The 16388-nt window shown below is 70.4% G+C and carries 34 protein-coding genes; 32 read left to right on the top strand and 2 right to left on the bottom strand.

Going from position 1 to position 16388, the window contains the following annotated elements; all coding sequences use genetic code 11:
- Positions 1–15 precede the first annotated feature (15 nt).
- Positions 16–591, top strand: coding sequence for a helix-turn-helix domain-containing protein (locus tag JOL79_RS11565; protein WP_372446751.1), 576 nt, complete (start codon positions 16–18; stop codon positions 589–591).
- A 2-nt stretch (positions 592–593) separates the two neighbouring features.
- Here JOL79_RS11565 and JOL79_RS11560 read toward each other — a convergent pair whose 3' ends face one another.
- Positions 594–827 carry a hypothetical protein gene (locus JOL79_RS11560; protein WP_210155757.1) on the bottom strand — a complete coding sequence of 78 codons (234 nt, stop codon included), beginning with the start codon at positions 825–827 and terminating at the stop codon, positions 594–596.
- 75 nt (positions 828–902) lie between these two features.
- Here JOL79_RS11560 and JOL79_RS11555 point away from each other — a divergent pair, with 75 nt between their 5' ends.
- The 31 genes from JOL79_RS11555 to JOL79_RS11405 all read left to right on the top strand — a co-directional run bounded on the left by JOL79_RS11555 (position 903) and on the right by JOL79_RS11405 (position 16116).
- Entirely contained in the window at positions 903–1979 is a 1077-nt protein-coding gene (locus JOL79_RS11555) for a phage replication protein O (RefSeq protein WP_210155756.1), read from the top strand.
- Positions 1976–2584 (top strand): zinc finger domain-containing protein, encoded by a 609-nt coding sequence (locus tag JOL79_RS11550; RefSeq protein WP_210155755.1) that lies wholly within the window; start codon positions 1976–1978, stop codon positions 2582–2584. The genes JOL79_RS11555 and JOL79_RS11550 overlap by 4 nt, the downstream gene beginning before the upstream one ends.
- Positions 2581–2976 (top strand): hypothetical protein, encoded by a 396-nt coding sequence (locus tag JOL79_RS11545; protein WP_210155754.1) that lies wholly within the window; start codon positions 2581–2583, stop codon positions 2974–2976. Before JOL79_RS11550 ends, JOL79_RS11545 begins: the two co-directional genes overlap by 4 nt.
- A complete protein-coding gene (locus JOL79_RS11540) occupies positions 2973–3443 on the top strand; it encodes a hypothetical protein (RefSeq protein WP_210155753.1) in 471 nt (156 codons plus the stop codon). Before JOL79_RS11545 ends, JOL79_RS11540 begins: the two co-directional genes overlap by 4 nt.
- Positions 3440–3877: a hypothetical protein gene (locus tag JOL79_RS11535; protein ID WP_210155752.1), complete on the top strand. Its 438-nt coding sequence runs from the start codon at positions 3440–3442 to the stop codon at positions 3875–3877. The genes JOL79_RS11540 and JOL79_RS11535 overlap by 4 nt, the downstream gene beginning before the upstream one ends.
- Before the next feature lie 3 nt (positions 3878–3880).
- Entirely contained in the window at positions 3881–4174 is a 294-nt protein-coding gene (locus JOL79_RS11530) for a hypothetical protein (protein ID WP_210155751.1), read from the top strand.
- Complete coding sequence (locus tag JOL79_RS11525; RefSeq protein WP_210155750.1) at positions 4171–4962, top strand: hypothetical protein; 792 nt, start codon at positions 4171–4173, stop codon at positions 4960–4962. The genes JOL79_RS11530 and JOL79_RS11525 overlap by 4 nt, the downstream gene beginning before the upstream one ends.
- On the top strand, positions 4962–5234 hold the full coding sequence (locus JOL79_RS11520; protein ID WP_210155749.1) for a hypothetical protein: 273 nt from the start codon (positions 4962–4964) through the stop codon (positions 5232–5234). The genes JOL79_RS11525 and JOL79_RS11520 overlap by 1 nt, the downstream gene beginning before the upstream one ends.
- A gap of 73 nt (positions 5235–5307) precedes the next feature.
- The gene (locus tag JOL79_RS11515) at positions 5308–5772 is read left to right on the top strand and encodes a hypothetical protein (protein WP_210155748.1); all 465 of its coding nucleotides are present in this window, start codon (positions 5308–5310) and stop codon (positions 5770–5772) included.
- Positions 5765–6478 (top strand): hypothetical protein, encoded by a 714-nt coding sequence (locus JOL79_RS11510; protein WP_210155747.1) that lies wholly within the window; start codon positions 5765–5767, stop codon positions 6476–6478. The genes JOL79_RS11515 and JOL79_RS11510 overlap by 8 nt, the downstream gene beginning before the upstream one ends.
- A 23-nt stretch (positions 6479–6501) precedes the next feature.
- Positions 6502–6726 carry a hypothetical protein gene (locus JOL79_RS11505; RefSeq protein ID WP_210155746.1) on the top strand — a complete coding sequence of 75 codons (225 nt, stop codon included), beginning with the start codon at positions 6502–6504 and terminating at the stop codon, positions 6724–6726.
- Between the two features lie 61 nt (positions 6727–6787).
- A complete protein-coding gene (locus JOL79_RS11500; protein ID WP_210155745.1) occupies positions 6788–6976 on the top strand; it encodes a hypothetical protein in 189 nt (62 codons plus the stop codon).
- 154 nt (positions 6977–7130) lie between these two features.
- Positions 7131–8132: a hypothetical protein gene (locus JOL79_RS11495; RefSeq protein ID WP_210155744.1), complete on the top strand. Its 1002-nt coding sequence runs from the start codon at positions 7131–7133 to the stop codon at positions 8130–8132.
- Positions 8125–8490, top strand: a complete 366-nt coding sequence (locus tag JOL79_RS11490) for a hypothetical protein (protein WP_210155743.1) — start codon at positions 8125–8127, stop codon at positions 8488–8490. The genes JOL79_RS11495 and JOL79_RS11490 overlap by 8 nt, the downstream gene beginning before the upstream one ends.
- Positions 8483–8638 carry a hypothetical protein gene (locus JOL79_RS11485; protein ID WP_210155742.1) on the top strand — a complete coding sequence of 52 codons (156 nt, stop codon included), beginning with the start codon at positions 8483–8485 and terminating at the stop codon, positions 8636–8638. The genes JOL79_RS11490 and JOL79_RS11485 overlap by 8 nt, the downstream gene beginning before the upstream one ends.
- Positions 8631–9074 (top strand): hypothetical protein, encoded by a 444-nt coding sequence (locus tag JOL79_RS11480; RefSeq protein ID WP_210155741.1) that lies wholly within the window; start codon positions 8631–8633, stop codon positions 9072–9074. The genes JOL79_RS11485 and JOL79_RS11480 overlap by 8 nt, the downstream gene beginning before the upstream one ends.
- Positions 9071–9430, top strand: coding sequence for a MazG-like family protein (locus JOL79_RS11475; RefSeq protein ID WP_210155740.1), 360 nt, complete (start codon positions 9071–9073; stop codon positions 9428–9430). Before JOL79_RS11480 ends, JOL79_RS11475 begins: the two co-directional genes overlap by 4 nt.
- Positions 9423–9659 (top strand): hypothetical protein, encoded by a 237-nt coding sequence (locus JOL79_RS11470; protein WP_210155739.1) that lies wholly within the window; start codon positions 9423–9425, stop codon positions 9657–9659. Before JOL79_RS11475 ends, JOL79_RS11470 begins: the two co-directional genes overlap by 8 nt.
- On the top strand, positions 9652–10377 hold the full coding sequence (locus JOL79_RS11465) for a hypothetical protein (protein ID WP_210155738.1): 726 nt from the start codon (positions 9652–9654) through the stop codon (positions 10375–10377). Before JOL79_RS11470 ends, JOL79_RS11465 begins: the two co-directional genes overlap by 8 nt.
- Complete coding sequence (locus tag JOL79_RS11460; protein ID WP_210155737.1) at positions 10370–10657, top strand: hypothetical protein; 288 nt, start codon at positions 10370–10372, stop codon at positions 10655–10657. Before JOL79_RS11465 ends, JOL79_RS11460 begins: the two co-directional genes overlap by 8 nt.
- Positions 10658–10710: 53 nt before the next feature.
- Positions 10711–11877 carry a hypothetical protein gene (locus JOL79_RS11455; protein ID WP_210155736.1) on the top strand — a complete coding sequence of 389 codons (1167 nt, stop codon included), beginning with the start codon at positions 10711–10713 and terminating at the stop codon, positions 11875–11877.
- Between the two features lie 51 nt (positions 11878–11928).
- Positions 11929–12069 carry a hypothetical protein gene (locus JOL79_RS11450; protein ID WP_210155735.1) on the top strand — a complete coding sequence of 47 codons (141 nt, stop codon included), beginning with the start codon at positions 11929–11931 and terminating at the stop codon, positions 12067–12069.
- Positions 12059–12238 (top strand): hypothetical protein, encoded by a 180-nt coding sequence (locus tag JOL79_RS11445; RefSeq protein ID WP_210155734.1) that lies wholly within the window; start codon positions 12059–12061, stop codon positions 12236–12238. Before JOL79_RS11450 ends, JOL79_RS11445 begins: the two co-directional genes overlap by 11 nt.
- Positions 12231–12674 carry a DUF6221 family protein gene (locus JOL79_RS11440; RefSeq protein ID WP_210155733.1) on the top strand — a complete coding sequence of 148 codons (444 nt, stop codon included), beginning with the start codon at positions 12231–12233 and terminating at the stop codon, positions 12672–12674. Before JOL79_RS11445 ends, JOL79_RS11440 begins: the two co-directional genes overlap by 8 nt.
- Complete coding sequence (locus JOL79_RS11435) at positions 12671–13051, top strand: hypothetical protein (protein ID WP_210155732.1); 381 nt, start codon at positions 12671–12673, stop codon at positions 13049–13051. The genes JOL79_RS11440 and JOL79_RS11435 overlap by 4 nt, the downstream gene beginning before the upstream one ends.
- 44 nt (positions 13052–13095) lie before the next feature.
- The gene (locus JOL79_RS11430; protein WP_210155731.1) at positions 13096–13299 is read left to right on the top strand and encodes a hypothetical protein; all 204 of its coding nucleotides are present in this window, start codon (positions 13096–13098) and stop codon (positions 13297–13299) included.
- Between the two features lie 44 nt (positions 13300–13343).
- Positions 13344–13796 (top strand): hypothetical protein, encoded by a 453-nt coding sequence (locus JOL79_RS11425; RefSeq protein WP_210155730.1) that lies wholly within the window; start codon positions 13344–13346, stop codon positions 13794–13796.
- Entirely contained in the window at positions 13793–14581 is a 789-nt protein-coding gene (gene thyX, locus JOL79_RS11420) for an FAD-dependent thymidylate synthase (protein WP_372446749.1), read from the top strand. Before JOL79_RS11425 ends, thyX begins: the two co-directional genes overlap by 4 nt.
- Entirely contained in the window at positions 14578–15171 is a 594-nt protein-coding gene (locus JOL79_RS11415) for a hypothetical protein (RefSeq protein WP_210155728.1), read from the top strand. Before thyX ends, JOL79_RS11415 begins: the two co-directional genes overlap by 4 nt.
- A gap of 166 nt (positions 15172–15337) precedes the next feature.
- Complete coding sequence (locus JOL79_RS11410) at positions 15338–15778, top strand: hypothetical protein (protein WP_210155727.1); 441 nt, start codon at positions 15338–15340, stop codon at positions 15776–15778.
- Between the two features lie 62 nt (positions 15779–15840).
- Positions 15841–16116 (top strand): hypothetical protein, encoded by a 276-nt coding sequence (locus JOL79_RS11405; protein ID WP_210155726.1) that lies wholly within the window; start codon positions 15841–15843, stop codon positions 16114–16116.
- Here the strand turns inward: JOL79_RS11405 and JOL79_RS11400 are convergent, their stop codons facing one another.
- On the bottom strand, positions 16117–16341 hold the full coding sequence (locus JOL79_RS11400) for a hypothetical protein (protein WP_210155725.1): 225 nt from the start codon (positions 16339–16341) through the stop codon (positions 16117–16119). It lies immediately after the preceding gene.
- Positions 16342–16388: the final 47 nt, after the last annotated feature.

Raw genomic sequence — 16388 nt, 5'->3', positions numbered from 1 at the left:
GAGGTGGGCTAAGCGATGACGGCCCCGCACCCTCTCATTGCGCAGATTCACCGGCGCCGGATGCGGCTGCGTATTCCCCAGAAGACGGCAGCCAAGGCGGCCGGCCTTCAAGCCACGATGGTGGCGTCCTGGGAGAAAGGCCGGTCCGATCCTGCGCTACGCAACCTCATCGCGTATGCGCGCGTAGTCGGGCTGCTGGTGGCCGTGGTGAACCCGGCCAACCGGCAGACGTTGTCAAGCGACCCCGACACCCTGATCAGCGCTATCGCCGCGCACCGTAAGAGCGAGGGCATGCTGCGGGGCGACGTGGCGCGGCGGATGGGTGCGACCGGGCAGCAGATCCACGAGATCGAGCAGAACGCGGAGCGGCTTCGCCTGCCGACGGCGGAGAACTACGCCAACTCGGTGGGTTTGGCCTTGGCGCTGGTGTTCGACCGGCCGCGCTGCTGCTCGTGTGACCCGTTCTGGTGCCGTACGGATGAGTCGGGGGAGCACTGCGCTACCCGTTCGTGTGGGCGGTGCCTGCACGGGTGTCCGGCCCCGGACGGGGAGTGCTGTGAGGCCGCCGTCCCCGCGCGGGCGGCCTCATGAGGTCAGGACTCGGCGGTGTCGCCGGCCTTCTGCGCGGCGACCTGGAGGCGGCGGACCTGTTCGCGGGTGAGCTGGAGGACCTCGGCGATGTCCTTCTGGGGGATGCCGTCGGATCGGGCCTTCAGGATGGCGCGGCCGAGGTCGATGCGTGCGGCGTCGATGATCGCTTTCGCCTGCAGCTTCGCCCGCTGCTCGGCCTGCTGGAGGGCGGCTTTCGCTTCGCGGATTCCGGTCATCGGGTCGGACACCTTCTCATGTTCGCATCTTCAATGTGGCCACCATAACATTCGGCCTATCGTCTTGTAGGCCACATGCTGATGTGGCATAGGATCGGACTCGACCACCTGTACGAACCGGGGATCGGAGCAGCGAACCACATGGCACGCGACGAGGCGCGGATCTTCTCGGCGATCTGGAGCGACCAGGACTACCTGGACCTGGAGCCGGGCCCCCAGCGCCTCTACCTCTTCCTGCTCTCCCAGCCGGACCTGTCCTACTGCGGAGTGATCGCGCTGCGGGAGAGCCGGTGGGCGCGCAAGGCGAAGGGCATGACGGCCGACGACATCCGCGCCGACCTCAAGGCCCTCGCCAACACCTCGTCCAAGCCGTTCATCGTCGTGGACGAGGACACCGAAGAGGTGTTCGTTCGTTCGCTGATCCGCCGGGACGGCATCTGGAAGCAGCCGAACATCATGAAGTCCGCTCGGGAGGCCGCCCGGCTGATCGAGTCCCCGGGGATCCGCACGGCCCTGGCCGAGGAGCTGAAGCGGATCCCGATCGAGGAGTCCGACTCAAGGATTGCCCGAAGGGTCCTCGCGGAGTTCCTCGAAGACTTGGGCGAGAAGGCCACCTTCCCTACCGACATCCCTTCGGCTAACCCTTCGCCGGACCCTTCGCAGGGGAAAGGGGTAAGGGGTAAGGGAAGTAACTCTCCCGCCGTAGGTGGTGAAGGTTCTCTCTCTTCGTCCGGCGCTGACGCGCCCGACCAGGAGGAGACCCAGCCGATCCGCGAAGACGTCGAGCGGGTCTGCGCGCACCTCGCCGATCGGATCGAGGCCAACGGCTCCAAGCGCCCCACGATCACCAAGACGTGGCGAGACGCCGCCCGGCTGCTCATGGACCGCGACGGCCGCACAGAAGACCAGGTCCACCGGGCGATCGACTGGTGCCAGAACGACGAGTTCTGGCGCTCCAACATCCTCAGCATGCCGACGCTGCGCGAGAAGTACGACCAGCTGCGCCTCAAGGCCGCCGCTGCTACCGGCAACGGCGGCCGGGACTCGCCTGAGCAGGCCACCACCGACAAGCGCGTCGCCCAGGCCCAGGCCCTGAAGTCCAAGTTCGCCGCATCCCCGCCCCCGAACATCGCAGGAGAGCTTCCCCGATGACGCCCGAAGAGGTCATTGACCTGCTCACGACCGCTGCCGCGTTCGACCGGCGCACCGTCGGCGAGGCCGACGTGATCGCGTGGATGGCCGCCGTCGGCGACCTCGACTTCGCCGACGCCCAGGCCGCCGTCGTCGCGCACTACACCGCCACCACCGACTGGCTGATGCCCGCCCACGTCCGCACCCGCGTCCGGCACACCCGCGAGCTCCGCCTCGCCGCTTGCCCCATCCCCGAGCCCGCCCCCCAGCTGACCGACGACCCGCCCGCCTACCGGGCGGAGCTGCAGGTCCGGCTCAAGCTCGTCGCCGACGGCACGGCCCTGCCGAAGGCCCTGCCCAGGCCCGGCAACGGCGCACGGCCCACCTCCGAGTACGACCAGGCGCGCGGCGCCGACCGCGACCCGCTCCGCCTGGCTGCCCTGCAAGTCCGCTGCCCCTGGGCGACCTGCGGCGCCCCGATCGGATCCGCATGCACCACAGCCGGCGGACGTCGCCTGCCGGGGCACGGCCACGACGCCCGCCTCGTCGCCGCAGGGCTGGCCGACTGGGCCGAGGTCAACGGCGTTCAGCGCGCCGTCTTACGCGGCTACGAGGAGCCCGCATGATCCCCGCCCCGTCGGAGCTGCGGCCGTGCCGGGTCTGCGCCCGCCCGATCCTGTGGACCACCACCGCGGCGGTCCGCCGCCTGGCGGTGGATCCGACCCCGGACGAGACAGGCAACCAGGCCTGCTACAAGGACCCGGGCGGCTTGTGGCGGTCCCGCTCGCTGGACGGGTCGGGGGCTCCGGAGCCTGCGCCCTGGGAGGCCCGTTTCGTGCCGCACGTCGCGACCTGCCAGCAGCGCCCCACCCCGGCCACCACCACGGCGGCGCCGCCCGCCCAGCCGGAGACCGCCGCGCCCCCACCCCAGGCGACCCTGCCGCCCAACGTCCTCCGCTTCGACCCCTCCCGCCGACGTGCCGCCCCGCCCACGAGATCCGCCAGGAGACGATCGTGACATTCATCTGTGGAGGCCGACCGCAGCCCGAGATTCCGCCGTCCAGCGAGGGCGTGGTGATCCTGCCCTGGGTCTGCCCATCCTGCGACGGCACGGGGACGTGGGACGACGGCCTGCAGTGCATGCTGTGCGGCGGCCGCGGCGCCGTCAACGAGGAAGACCTCGGCGAGTGGGACCGCGCCGAGCTGAAGCGCACGCCGATCCCGCCCGCCGTCATGAAGACCCCGTGCAGGGACTGCGCGTTCCGCCCGGGCGCCCCGGAGGAAGACGAGAAGCCTCCGGCCGACTACCCGTTCTACTGCCACCACGGCATGCCGGTCGTCGACGGCGCATACGCCCCGACCGCCTGGGCGGACGGCAAGCCGCTCGGCGCCCTGGTCTGCCGCGGATGGTGGGCCGCCGCCACGGGCGAGGACCTTCCGGCCGAGGCATACCGCCCGGCCAACGACGGCTGGGGCCGCTCATGAACCGCGGACTGCTGGCCTACCTGGCGCGATTCTGGGCCGCGCACCGCCACACCGCCGGCGCGGCCGCCGGCCGCATGCTCCGCGAACACCAGGCCACCCACGACGCCCTCGCCGGTCCGGACAAGCCCGACCCCGACGACGAAGCCCCGGCCGAGCCCTCCACGTCTCCGCCGTCGACCCGCACCGGGCCGGCCCCGACCGCCAGCGCGCCGGACGCCGCGCCCGCCGCCGGGTGGCGGGGACCCCGCCCCGTCGCCGAACCCGACGAGGACATCCCCGCCGCGCCGCCACTCGGCGCGGACGAACGCCCGCCATGCCGCGCCGACGGCCTGAGCGAGACGCAGGTGCTCGCCCTCCTCGCGGAGGCCATCGACGAGCTCGGCTCACCCCTCGCCGCCGCCCGCCATCTCTTCATCACCCCCAGGGAGGACTGACCAATGGGCGTGACCCACACCCACCGCGAGCTGCGCGAGCTGCGCGAGCGCGCGCGGACGCTCATCCGCGAGCACCTGGCCGCGCACCCCACGACCTCGTTCACGGCGTTCGAACTCGGCCGCGTCCTGGCCCTCGGAACCACATCGGCGCGCAGATCCCTCGCGCATCTCGAAGCCGAGAAGCTCGTCGACGTCATAAGGCAGCCCGACCCCACGAACGGCTACCGCGTGAGCACCCGGTATCGCTTCACCGGCCAAGATCAAGGCCCGCGACTTCCCCCAGGACACCACTCGTGACTAACCCCTTGAGCAGCGACGACCTCATGAGGCAAGCCGGGGCCCGTTGGTGCGAGGAGCACAAGCGCTGGGAGTGCACAAAGCGCTCCAAGCGGCGCCCCGGCGACCACTGTCACGCCTCCGCGATCCGCGGAACGAAGGTGTGCCGGAACCACGGCGGGCAGTCGACGGAGCTCCTGAAGGCGAAGGGCGAGGCCGTCACGGCGTGGTCCGCGTTGTCCGGCCGGCCGGTGATCTCGCATACCGAAGCCGTGCTCGGCATGCTGCAGATGTCGTGGCTCCGCGCCCACCTGTACGCGAGCCTGCTCGAGCGGCAGTTCACCACCGCCCAGGACCAGGACGCGGCCGGCGGCCCGGCCGGGCTCGGCGGGGGAGACCCGGAGCTCGGCCCCGGCGCCGGCCTCGTCGGCCACACCCACGGCGCGGTCAAGGACATCGGGATCTACGTCACCGGGGAAGCCGCCCGCGCCCTCACCACGCTGGAAGGGCAGGAACGCGACCGCGTCGTCCGGTACGCGAAGACCGCGCACGACATGGGCATCGCGGAGGCTCAGGTCCGGCTCGCCGAGCAGACGGGGCAGCAGCTGGCGGAGGTGATCCGCCGCACCGCCGACGCCCTCCTCCTCGCCGTCGTCGGCCTCGTCGCGGAGACCGCCGGCCGCGAAGGCGCCGTGGGGGAGCGCCTCGCCGCCGCGCTCGACAACGCGGTCCGCGCCGCGTGGCCGGGCTGGCTCTCCCAGATCGTCCCGCAGCAAATCGCCGCCGTCACGAGCGGAGGCGAGGCCTGATGGCCGCGAAGCCGCTCGCATGCACCCGCTGCGGATCGCCCGCCGCGGTCGTCGAGGTCGTCGAAGGCTTCCTCGACTGGGGCCTCGCAGTCATCGACGCGGACGGCGTTGTCCGTCCCCGGGACCGCAAGGCGCTGAACATGCCGGCCGTGATGGACGACAACAGCCGGACGGTAGGCATCGATGCCGTCTGCGACAACGCGAAGTGCGGGCACCGGTGGAGGCTGCGCAGGCGCTTCGATCCCCTCGTCGCACCGGGAGATGCGTCATGAGCGCCCCTCGTGGCGCATGACGATGCGCCGCCGAAACCAACCCCCATCCCACTTGACCAAGAGAGAAGCCCCGATGAACCCGATCATCCTGCCCCGCCTCGACGCAGCCGAGGTCCACCGACGCGGCTGGATCAGCAACGGCCGCGTCCAGATCTTCGTCCCGATGAACGGCCCGGACGACCTCACCCCAGACGAGGCCCGCGAGTACGCTGCGTTCTACGCCACGGCAGCCGACGTGATCGACGGCCTCGCCGACCAGGAGACCCCGGTTGAGCGCGACGACACCCGGCCGCTGCGGTTCCAGCTCGTCCGCCAGGTGGACGTCACCGGCGTCTCGGGGACTGGGGTCGTGGCCGACGGCGTGCTGTGGCCGGACGGCACCGTCTCGATCCGCTGGCGGGGCGACAAGCCGTCTGTCGTGTTCTGGCAGGACCTCGCCCACGCCGTCCACGTGCACGGGCACGGCGGCCTCACCCGCGTCGTCTGGCTCGACGGGCCGGAAGTCGGCCCGGCCGAGGAGGCGGCCCGCCGTGGCTGAGCCGTACGTCTACGAAGACGCCCGCGGCGACAAACTCGCCGTGCACCCCACGACCGGCCCCGTCACCACCACCTGCGGCGCCACCATCCCGGCCCCCTGCGTGAAGGTCACCGCCCCGACCGGGGCAGAGATCCCCGCCACACAGGTCGGCGACGTCGCCCGAGCGCTCCTGGCCGCCGCAGGCCTCGGCCAGCTCGTCGTGCCTCCCCCGGACTGGCCGACCGGCCGCGACGAGGTGGAGCACAGCACCGGGCTGCGGATCAAGGTCGTCCGCGACGCGATCGATTTCGCCTTCCTGGTGGGGCTGAACTGGCAGGACGCACTGTCACCGGCCTCGCACCTGGCTCATGCCGCCTTCCGGGCCCGCGAGTACGAGCAGGCGGAGCAGGCAGACCCGTCCCCGGCCGTGCGGGAGATCGCCCGGCTCGTAGACGAGGTTGAACCGGACCTACGCGAGCACTACGCGAAGGACGCCCCGGAGGCGATCGCTCGCGCGTTGATCGCCACCGGACTCGTCAAGGCTCCAGCCACCACCCAGGGCGCAGGTTGCGACTACTGCGAGGACGGGGCGAAGGCCGCTGACGGCTTCCCGTGCACCTGCCCTGCGGCGTGCTGGAACCCCGACTGCCCGAAGGCGGCCCGCCGGAACGTCGCATCCATGACCTGGGAGACAACCCCCGAACACGAGGAAGGCCCGACCCTGTGAAGACCTTTCGCATGCTGCGCGCGATGAAGCTCATCCGAGCCCTCGTCGTGGGCGACTTCTGGTTCCTTGTGGTCCTGCCGGCGCTGATGCTCGCCGATCACGCCGCCGCCGGTGACCTCGTCTGGTCCCTCGTGTGGGCGGCGGCGTTCGTGACCGGCATCTACGTGGTGGTCGGCAAGGCCCGGGCGGTCCGGCAGCTGAAGGTGGCCGAAGCGCACTACGCCGCGCAGGGAAGCGAGCCCGCGTGACAACCCCGGTGGGCCCGCGGTCTGCGGGCCCGCCGCCTTGAAACCCACGAAGGAGAAGCCCATGAAGCTACGTGTGACCATCGTCGCCCTGTCCGTGCTCATGCTGGTCGGGCACGCCTTTCGGGGTGAAGCCGTCTTGGCCGCCATGTGGTTCGCCTCCTTCGCGATCAACGCCGTCGTGCTCGTCGCCGACATCCGGGTGGCGCGCGCCGTCAAGCCCGTCGAGGCCGAACGTGGAGCCGCCCAGTGACCGGATCACGCTGTGTCACCGCCGCCCGGGATCACCCACGGGAATGGAAGTTCCCACAAGCTACCAGCCAGTAAAGAGCTAGGAGGTTCGATGCCCGGCAACACGTGTCTGCGACTGCTGGACAAATGCGACGCGAAGATCGGAGACGTACTCGATGCCTGACATTCCGCAGGAAGCCCTACAAGCCGCCGCCCGCGTGCTGGCGGAGGAGATCCTCAGCAGTGAGTCAGACGAGGCCCTTGCCCGGAAGGTCGTTGAGGCAGCACTGGGCGTGGCTGGCCTGGCGGTGGTCCGCCGTGCCGACCTCGCGGAGCGGCCGGACAGCGAGGTGGACCGTCTTCGTAGCCGCATGGCTGAGGCTCTCGCCGCTGCTTTCACCCGCCCAGCCTCGCGCATGGTCGAGGGCCGGTCGACGGACGAGCTCGCCGACCCGGACCCCGCCGACCGTGTTGACCGCACGATGAGCGTCCAGCTCGTCGCCGGGGACGGCTGCACACAGTTCTGGGGGGTCACTTGCAACGAGGCCGCCGAGGTCTGCGCCGCCGTGCTCGCGGAGGATGCTCACCAGCTTGCTAGCTCGCATGGTGGTGAGCATGGCGGGCTCCGCCGCCGGTACGCCGACGCGCTCTCCCGCTCCCTCACGCCACAGCGGGGCATAGCCGATCACCTTGACGCCTTGCTGGCCATCCGTGACGACGAACTGGCCGCCGCCGTGCAGCGCGCTGAGAAGGCCGAGCGGCGGGCCGAGTTCGCCGCGCTGGACGCGGCGGGGGCTGAGCTGTACCGCCGCCGTGAGCAGATCGCCCTCCGCGAGCTGCATGAGGAGCGGGAGGCGCACGGCGCGGAGGTGGGCCGCCGCATCCGGGCGGAAGCCGAGCGGGACCGCCTCCGAGAGTCCGCCGACGACCTCAACGACCTGATCAGCCAGGAACGGGCGATCCACGAGGAGACGATCCGCCTCGCCGAACAGGCCGAGGCCGCCCTCAACAACATCCGCGTTCTGGCCAACATCCTCACGGGCATGGCCCAAGGGCTGGAAGCCACGTACGGCGAGGCCGCCGCCCGCCCCATCAACACCATCCAACGCGAGCTCCACAACACCCTCGACGGTGCCGGTGCCGCCTCCGAGGAGCAGACCGGAGGCGGCAATGGGTGACCAGCGCCTGCCTGATTGCCCCGACTGCGGCGTGACACCGGGTGCGCCGCACCATCTCGGCTGCGACGTGGCCCGCTGCCCCGTCTGCGGCTTCCAACGCCTCACCTGCCATGCCCACGAGGGCGCCGAGCTGTTCTCCATCTGGACCGGGCGCTGGCCCGGCAAGGACGAATGCGAGCGCTTCGGCTGGTGGGCGTACTTCGTGCCCTACGAGGGGTTCATCCCGTGCCCGCCTGATCATTCGGAGGCGGTGCTCGACCTGAACCGCCTCTACCAGGAGGCGGCGCAGGGCCGCTTGACGTGGGACATCAACCGCCAGCAGTTCGTCCCCACCGCGGCAGGGGGCCGGCATGGCTGATCCCGTCATCCCGTGGGCCTACCCGAGCACCACGAGCGGGGCGATCGAACCCGCCGGCCCTCTCGCGTTCCCGGGCACCACCAGCGGCCTCTGCGCCTGGGACGCCACCCCGACCACCCCCATCGAGGAGACCAACCCCCATGCCTGAGCGCCGCGACGATCTTCCGCCCCTCGAACGAGCGGTCTCGGACACCCTCGACGACCACCTCGCCCGCAACCACGGCATCCTCACCTCATCGGCTCACCCCCGTGACTTCCTGGAGGCTCTCGCCGAGCACGGCTACCAAGTAATCGAGCTCCCGCCGAGGCCCATCTACGAGGGCTCCGCCACTTTGACTGACGAGCGCGACACTCCGCTGGACGTTCACGTCCAGGTCCTCGTCAACCCCCGCGAGGACACGGGGGACTGCACGGTTTTCGCCGCCGTCCAGCACCACGGTGCCGCCTTCTGGCTCGGCAGCCAATGCGCCTTGCGCCTGCCCGACGGCCGCGAGACCACCCTCACCAAGGCCATGTCCAGCGGCCGCGTCGTCCAGCTTCACGGTCCCCAGCCCGCGCTCGCCACCACCGAGGAGACCCCGTGACCGCTGCACCCCCGACCGTCCCTGTGTGGCCCTCCCTGACCGCCCTTGTCGACTGGCTGAACACCACCAACGGCAGCGGAGCGCACGAAACCTCCATGCGGCTCCTCAAGCTTGTCGAGGAAGCCGGGGAAGTAGCCGCCGCCTACATCGGCACAGTCGGCCAGAACCCGCGTAAGGGCCGCACGCACACCTACGAGGACGTCGCGGCCGAACTGTGCGACGTTGCCCTGACCGCCCTCGTGGCCTTGCACTCGTTCACCCCGGACCCGCAGGCCACGTTCACCGCACACCTGGCCGGCGTCGCCGCCCGCGTCGGCGTCTGCTCCACCATCGAGGAGACCAACCCCCATGCCTGAGACTGCCGTCTGCGCTGAGGGCGGATGCACCGCCGAGGTACCCGCCACGGACGAGAACCGCTGCGGTGGAGCAGCGGACGGCGGTGCCCAGGGGTGCGGCGAGATCTTCTGTGACGCCCACCTGTGGCACAGCTTCCAATACGGGTTCCTGTGTGCGGACGACCACAACGGGATCGACGACCGCCCAGGCCCGGACGACACCACCAAGGAGACCAACCCCCATGCATGACCCGCTCGTCGTCGCATTCGAGATCCGCCGCCCCTGGCCGCAGCGCTCGCCCCTGCCCGCCGCTGGCCACAACTCGATCCGGTGGCGCATCCGCCTGCACCACACCCATGTCGCGGGATGCGAGAACGACCCGCCTCACCGCCAGGGCGCGTTCCCTTGGTGGCGGCCGTCGAGCTACTCGGCGTTCTGGCGGCTTGCCGGGCGGGACTTCTACTGGCCGTCGCTGATCACGATCTGGCACCGCGAGCCCGGCGGCCGCGACGCCCTCACCATGTGCCAGAAGCGGTCCCAGCGCGCCGACGGCACATGGAAGTTCAGCCGCGGCTGGCGCTGGCACATCCACCACTGGCGCCTGCAGTTCCCCCCACTGCAGGCGCTACGCCGCCGCCTGCTCACCCGCTGCGAGTGGTGCCGGGGGCAGCACGTCAAGGGCGACCCTGTGAACGTCTCACACCAGTGGGGCAGGCCACGTGGACGCTGGTGGCAGGGCGAGACCGGCCTGTTCCACGGCGACTGCTCCGGCATCGCCACCGCGCATCGAGCCTGCGCCTGCGAGGACCCCCTCACCGAACACGAGGGCTACGGCCGGTGTCTCCACTGCGGCCGGTTCCGTCCCTGGGGGATGCAGCCCGAACGGCTCGCTCGGGTGCGTGAGCTGCAGACGATCCCGGCGGGTGCTCGGTGGGTTCCTACACAGGAGGGGCTGCAGCGTGGGTAAGACACGTATCTACTTCGTCCCAGGCGACGGCGAGCTGCCGGTGGAGCTGGGTGGCTACGTGAGCGACACGACGTTTGTGCGCGATCTCCAGGCCGACGTCGAGGACGTACTCCCCGAGTCTCGAGCCTTCACGATCCTGCGGGCCGCCCGGCCGGAGTCCCCGGTCACCATCCGCCTGCGGGGTCGCCTCACCTGGGACGGCTACGCCTTGCTCTTCCCGGGCCTTCGGCACCCGCACAGCCGCCGGGTGAAGTCGGCCTACCACCGCAAACACCGGTAAACGCACCCACCAGACCACAGGTACCTTGATCAACACGACTCGGGGGAGGCCACATGCCCACCACAGACCAGCTCACACCCGCTGGTGCCTGCCATGGCGGGTGTAACCACAGGAACAGGACCACGCTCGCCGCATACCGCCAGGCCGTCGAAGACCACGCCGACGCGGTCGACGCCTGGTACCGCAACGGCGAGCACGGCCAACCGCCGGCCGAACCCGACCAGCCCAGCCTCCGCTGGTACCCCGGCAACCCGCTGTTCTGCGGCCGCGACATCGCAGCCGCCCGCCGCTCACTCCTCGAACTCGACCCGCAGGCCGCCCAGCTGTCCGCCGCCTCCGACGGCCACCGCGGCACCGGCACCGCCGACGGCAAGGTGTCCGGCTCCAAGACCACACCCAGCGTGTCCCCCGTCGCTGACATCCTCGACCGCCTCCTCGGCGACCTCTTCGACACCGAAGACGAATGGCGGCAACTCCGCGGCTACGCCCCCCGCCCGCCGGCCACGCGCGGCCCCCGCGGCTCCCACCCCCGTTCGAAGACCATCGGCTGGCTCGCCGAGCACCTGGCCGACATCCTCGCCCACCCCGACTTCCTCGAACTGCCGCGCACGATCTACCGGTGGGAACGGGTCCTGCGGCACCTCAATAAAGACCAGCGGCCGAGCCCTTCATCCCCGATCCGCTGCCCCCGTCCCTCGTGCGGCGAACGGCGCATCACCTGGGACGACGAACACCACTACTACACCTGCGGCGCCTGCGGCCAGATCATTTACGAACACGAACACGACCAGTACGAGCACGACCAGGCCGACGCCGTCGAAACCGCCCGCGCCGCCACGCCACCACCGCCCAGCGTGGAGCACCGGCCGCTCGTTCCCGCCCAGGGCGACGACAGCGAACCTCGCACCGCCGGCACCCTGCCCGTCGTCGACGCCATCCGGATCGACCCGGAAACCTACCGGCTTATCTTCCGCGCCCCGTACAACCGGCCCCTCACCGAAGACGAATGGCAGGATCTGCCGTGGCCGCCATGCCCCAACTGCGGCGCCCCGATCGAAGTCGACCACGTCACCATCGAACGCGTGGGAAAACCCGCTGCGGTCGTCGGCGCTAGAACCCTGCCCCCGCTGCCCCCAACGCGGGAGGAAGTCCCCGGCCCGTGGCGGTGCGCGGGGAAGGAAAACGAGCCTGGGTGCGGTGCGGAAGGCCGGGCGGCGTGACTCCGGACACGGGACAATGGGCCCATCGTGCTGCCCTCTCCCACCAGCCCTGTGACCGTCGTACCGTGCCAAGGCACGGACGACGTGCTGCTGCTGCCCGCCCTATGGCCCGTACGCCTGTCCCCGGCCGCGCGGCGGGAACTCGCCGCGGCGCTGCTCGCCCTGGACGAGGAGACCGCTGATGGACCCTGACGTGCGCGCGTTCTTCGACACGGTGGATGACTTGTTCGCCGGGCGGGTCGCGCCTGCGACACGTGACGCGGCCCGGCACGCGCTCGTGGACATGAACCTCGCCCGGATGCGGGCCCGCGCCCGGCTCGCGGAGCTGGAAGCCGAACTCGACGGGAGCAGCGATGGATGACCTGATCACCTGGCTACGCGCCACGATCGAAGGCGACCTCGCCAAGGCCCGCGCCGCCACCCAGGGCGACTGGGCGATGTTCGGCCACGGCGACGACGAGTATCTGCCGACCCCGGCCTACCCAGGCGAGAACACGACGCGCGGCCACGGCTGGAACATCAGTGTCACGGACCTGGCCGGGCCGGACGTAGCCGCCGAGCTCCGCCATGCCGACGCGGAGCACGTCGTCGCGCAGCAGCCGCGTGACACGATCGCCCGTTGCAAGGCCGACTTGGCGCTACTCGACCAGAACGCCAAGCTCCACCAGCTCGCCGACCCGGCGAAGGACCCCCGGCAGGAGTACGTGCTCGCCGCAGGAGCGAGCGACTACGCGTTGAAAATCCTGGCGTACGGCTACCGCCACCGGCCCGGCTGGCAGGAAGGATGGGCGCCGTGAACTTCCACGAAACCCTCCGCCGTTTCCTCCAAGAGCAAGAAGCCCGCGGCGACGGCGAGCCGACGTCCGAAGAGAAGGCCCTCGCTGAGGCGCTCGTGCGGGAGAAGGCATTGGGCGTCATCAGCGCAATCAGCTACCTGGTGCAACTGGATGCGACCGCGGACCGCGAGGAGGCTCACAGCACGGTCATGGGCCTCCTCCGCGATCTTCACGACCCGGTACCGCTGGGCGGCCTCTTCGCCCAGCGCGCGAGCATGGACATCATCGAGCACCTGATACGCCGGCTGGCCGCCGAACGGGGGGAATCTGAGATCGAGACGTGGCAGCGCGAGGCGGTGGAGTTGACCCGCCGGATCAGCGAGGGCGAGCAGCTTTGACCCGCCATGTTGAGCCCGAGGACGCTGCGGCCAGGCTCCGGCTCATGGCCGCGATGCACCGCACCACCGCCGCCCGACTCGACCTCCAGGCGGCGATTGTCAGCGCGGGGGCCGCACTCTCCACCCTGGCGCAGGCGATGGCCGAGGGGGACGCTGCCGACATCGCCGCGCATCCCGACCTCGCGTACCTCGATCTCCAGATGCGCGGCTTCTACGACGACATGCCGGACACCTCGGACGGGCGGTAACTGTGAGCGCCTCGGATGTGCCCGGGGACACCTGGGAAGAACGAATGGCCAACCGCGCCAAAGCACGCCGACTGATCGCCGAGGCCGAGCAAGCGACCCGCGAGGCGGCCGAGCAGCGCGCAGACGAGGAGGAGGGAAGCTGGCCGCCGGAGCCGATCATCGGCATCCCCCAGCACCTTCCCGCCGAACTCCCCGACGGCGCCGAGGACACCGCGCGCTCCTGGTGCACCTCTTGCGGCCTCGCCGACCCGCCCATGCGAGCCGACAAATGGTCCGAGACGCCGCCGTGCCCGCGCTGCGGCTCCCGGTGGCGCTGGTGGGGCAGGATCGCCGACCGCGACGGCACCGCCACCGGCCCGCCGCCCGATGAGTGCCTCAAGTGCTACGAGTGGCGGCGCTTCCCAGAAGGTCAGGCCCACTTCGGTTGGGGTTGGTGGCGAATCTGTCCACACACCTGCGGCTGTAAGCACCACGAAACGGAGGTATGGCTGGCATGACCCGCCACGTTGAGCCCGAGGTGTTCCTCGTCGCCAAACCGTCCGTCGACTACGACGAGCTGGCCCGCTACCTCCACGAGATCGGCGGGGAGAGCTGGCTTGAGCGGCTCGACCGGGACCAGCTCACCCCGCAGGACCTCGCCGAGTTCGCCGGCCGCCTGTGCTACCGATCGTTCGAGCCGGGCCTGAACCCCAACGTGACCCGGATCCGCCAGGACCAGGACGCGTACCTGCGCAACATCCTCGCCTCCGCCCACGGGTCCGTGCTGGAGCACCTTAGCTTCAGCTTCGTGCTGCACAACGTCTCCAGGGTGCTCACCCACGAGCTGGTCCGGCACCGGCCCGGCGTCGCGATCTCCCAGGAATCACTGCGGTTCGTCCGGCTCGCGGACCTGCCGTTCTGGTTCCCCGACTGGGCTCGCCAAGACGCCGAGCTGACGAAACGCGCCGGCGAGCTGCTCGACCGCATGGAGGAATTCCAGACCTGGATGGCGGGCCACTTCGGCCTCGACGACCCCGGCGTGCCGTTCGCGGAGAAGAAGCACCGCACGTCATTCATGCGGCGCTTCGCCCCCGAGGGCGTCGCCACCGGCCTCGTCTGGACCGCGAACGTCCGCACCCTCCGCAACGTGATCGAAGCCCGCACCGCGGCCAGCGCCGAGGAGGAGATCCGCCTCGTCTTCAACCGCGTCGGCGAGATCATGAGGCAGGAAGCCCCGGCCCTGTTCGGCGACTACACCGTGACCGATGACGGGGCCTGGACCCCCGGATGGAGGAAAGTATGAGCACGGACGCGAACACATTCTCCGGAACCGGCGTCGCCACCATCGACAACGACGGCGAATGGCCCTGCGAATTCGTCATCGCCGAGCGCATCGACTACGTCCAGTCCTCCGGGGCGGTCAAGCCCGACACCGACTGGACCTTCACCGACGACGCCGGCCACTTCCACGCCTTCGCAGAACGCCCCGGCGGCGAAGAGCTGCCGACGCTGAACGAGGAACGCGTCCCCGTGCCCTGCGACGGATCCTGCGGTGACACCTGCAACGGCGAGGGCTACACCATCACACGGTGGACCTGCCGCATCTGCGGGCAGCAGATCGAACCCGCCTACATCCCCGACGCCCGTGCCCGCACCATGGGCGTGCCGATCCCGCTCGGGACGACGGCCGAGGTCACGGTGATCAGTACCCAGCCGCTCGCCACCCTGGGGAGCCGCGACCGCGAGGTGTCGATCCGGATCCGGCACAGCGAGGGAGAGCTGTTCGGCACGGGCTTCATCAGGCCGGTCCGGATGAGCGGGGGCGGCCAGGGCGGGGTGCGGGTCGAAAGCCTCATGACATGCCGATTCCTCAACGAGCGGCTGACAGACTGACCCTGGAGGTTCGGGAGACCGCGAGACGGCGAACCCGGGCGACGCCTAAGCCCCGGGACAGCGACGAACCAGTCCTTTGAGCTGCGCATTTATATCCGGATCTGCTGAGCTGCCACGCTAGAAGCACTGCCCGAGAGCCGGGCAGACGCAGCGCAGGGAGAACTACTTGACCTGGGAATCCAGAGACCTTCCGGTCCTCAAGGCCATCGTCGAACTCGCCGATGAGGGAGAGGATCGTATCGACCGAAGCTTCATCGAAGAGCGCACCGGCATGGGGCACGATGAAGTACAGCGGGCGCTCAGGGCGCTCGCCCACGAGGAGCCGCCGTTCTTCGGCTACACGGACACCCCCGGCTACGGGCGGAAAGAGATCCTCATGGTCTTCGACGTCACGGGCCATGCCCGTCGGACAGTCGGCACCTGGCCCACGCCGGAGAGCCTCGCTGACCGCATCGTGGCTGGCCTTAGCGCGGCGGCCGACGCCGAGAGCGACGAAGAGCGGCGCGGGTGGCTCAAGCGGACCGCTGCCTGGTTCGGAGGTGCAGGACGAGACGTTCTTGTCGACGTGGCAAGCGGCGTGATCACGAAGAGCACCGGCCTGTCCTGAATCCCACGACGGCCCCCGCTTCTGCGGGGGCCACCAGACCCGTCTATCAAGCCAAGGAGGACATGTTGACCCCCGAAAAGCTCTCCCGCCGTTCCCTGGCCACTGCCACTGGAGGCCGGCCGGCCGACCAGGCGCTCGTCCTGCTCACCGTCGGGGACCAGGCCCACCTTGTCACCGCGCTCCACCCCGCCACCAGCCCGTTGCGGATCCCCGCGGCCAGGATCGCCGAGCAGGCCGGGCTGCCCGTGAACGAGCTGCCCGGCCGGCGCTTCGCCGTGGCCACGCTGACCGAGGTCAACGCGGACGGCTTCACGCTGCTCCACGACCCGCGCGCCTGATCACAGGATCAGCTGGACCGGCGTCCCGCCCTCCGCCTCGAGGCGCCTTCCCGCAAGGACGCCCACGGCGAGGAGCGACTGTTCCGCCGAGTCCCAGTCGTCCCGCTTCTTTCCGAGCTCCAGCGCGAGGCCGGCGACCTCTGAAGTGTCGAGCTGCAGAAGCTGCGAGATCACCCGCACTACTTCGAACAGCTCGTTGGCCTTGTCGTGCGGCCGAGTAGGCATGACCTTCTCCCGTCTCCAGGCACCCTGATGGCACCCGACGGGAGGAG

The organism is Microbispora oryzae (assembly GCF_017896165.1).
Lineage (GTDB): Bacteria > Actinomycetota > Actinomycetes > Streptosporangiales > Streptosporangiaceae > Microbispora > Microbispora oryzae.
Note: the sequence above shows the minus strand (reverse complement) of the source record. Positions and strands in the feature narration are given on the sequence as shown.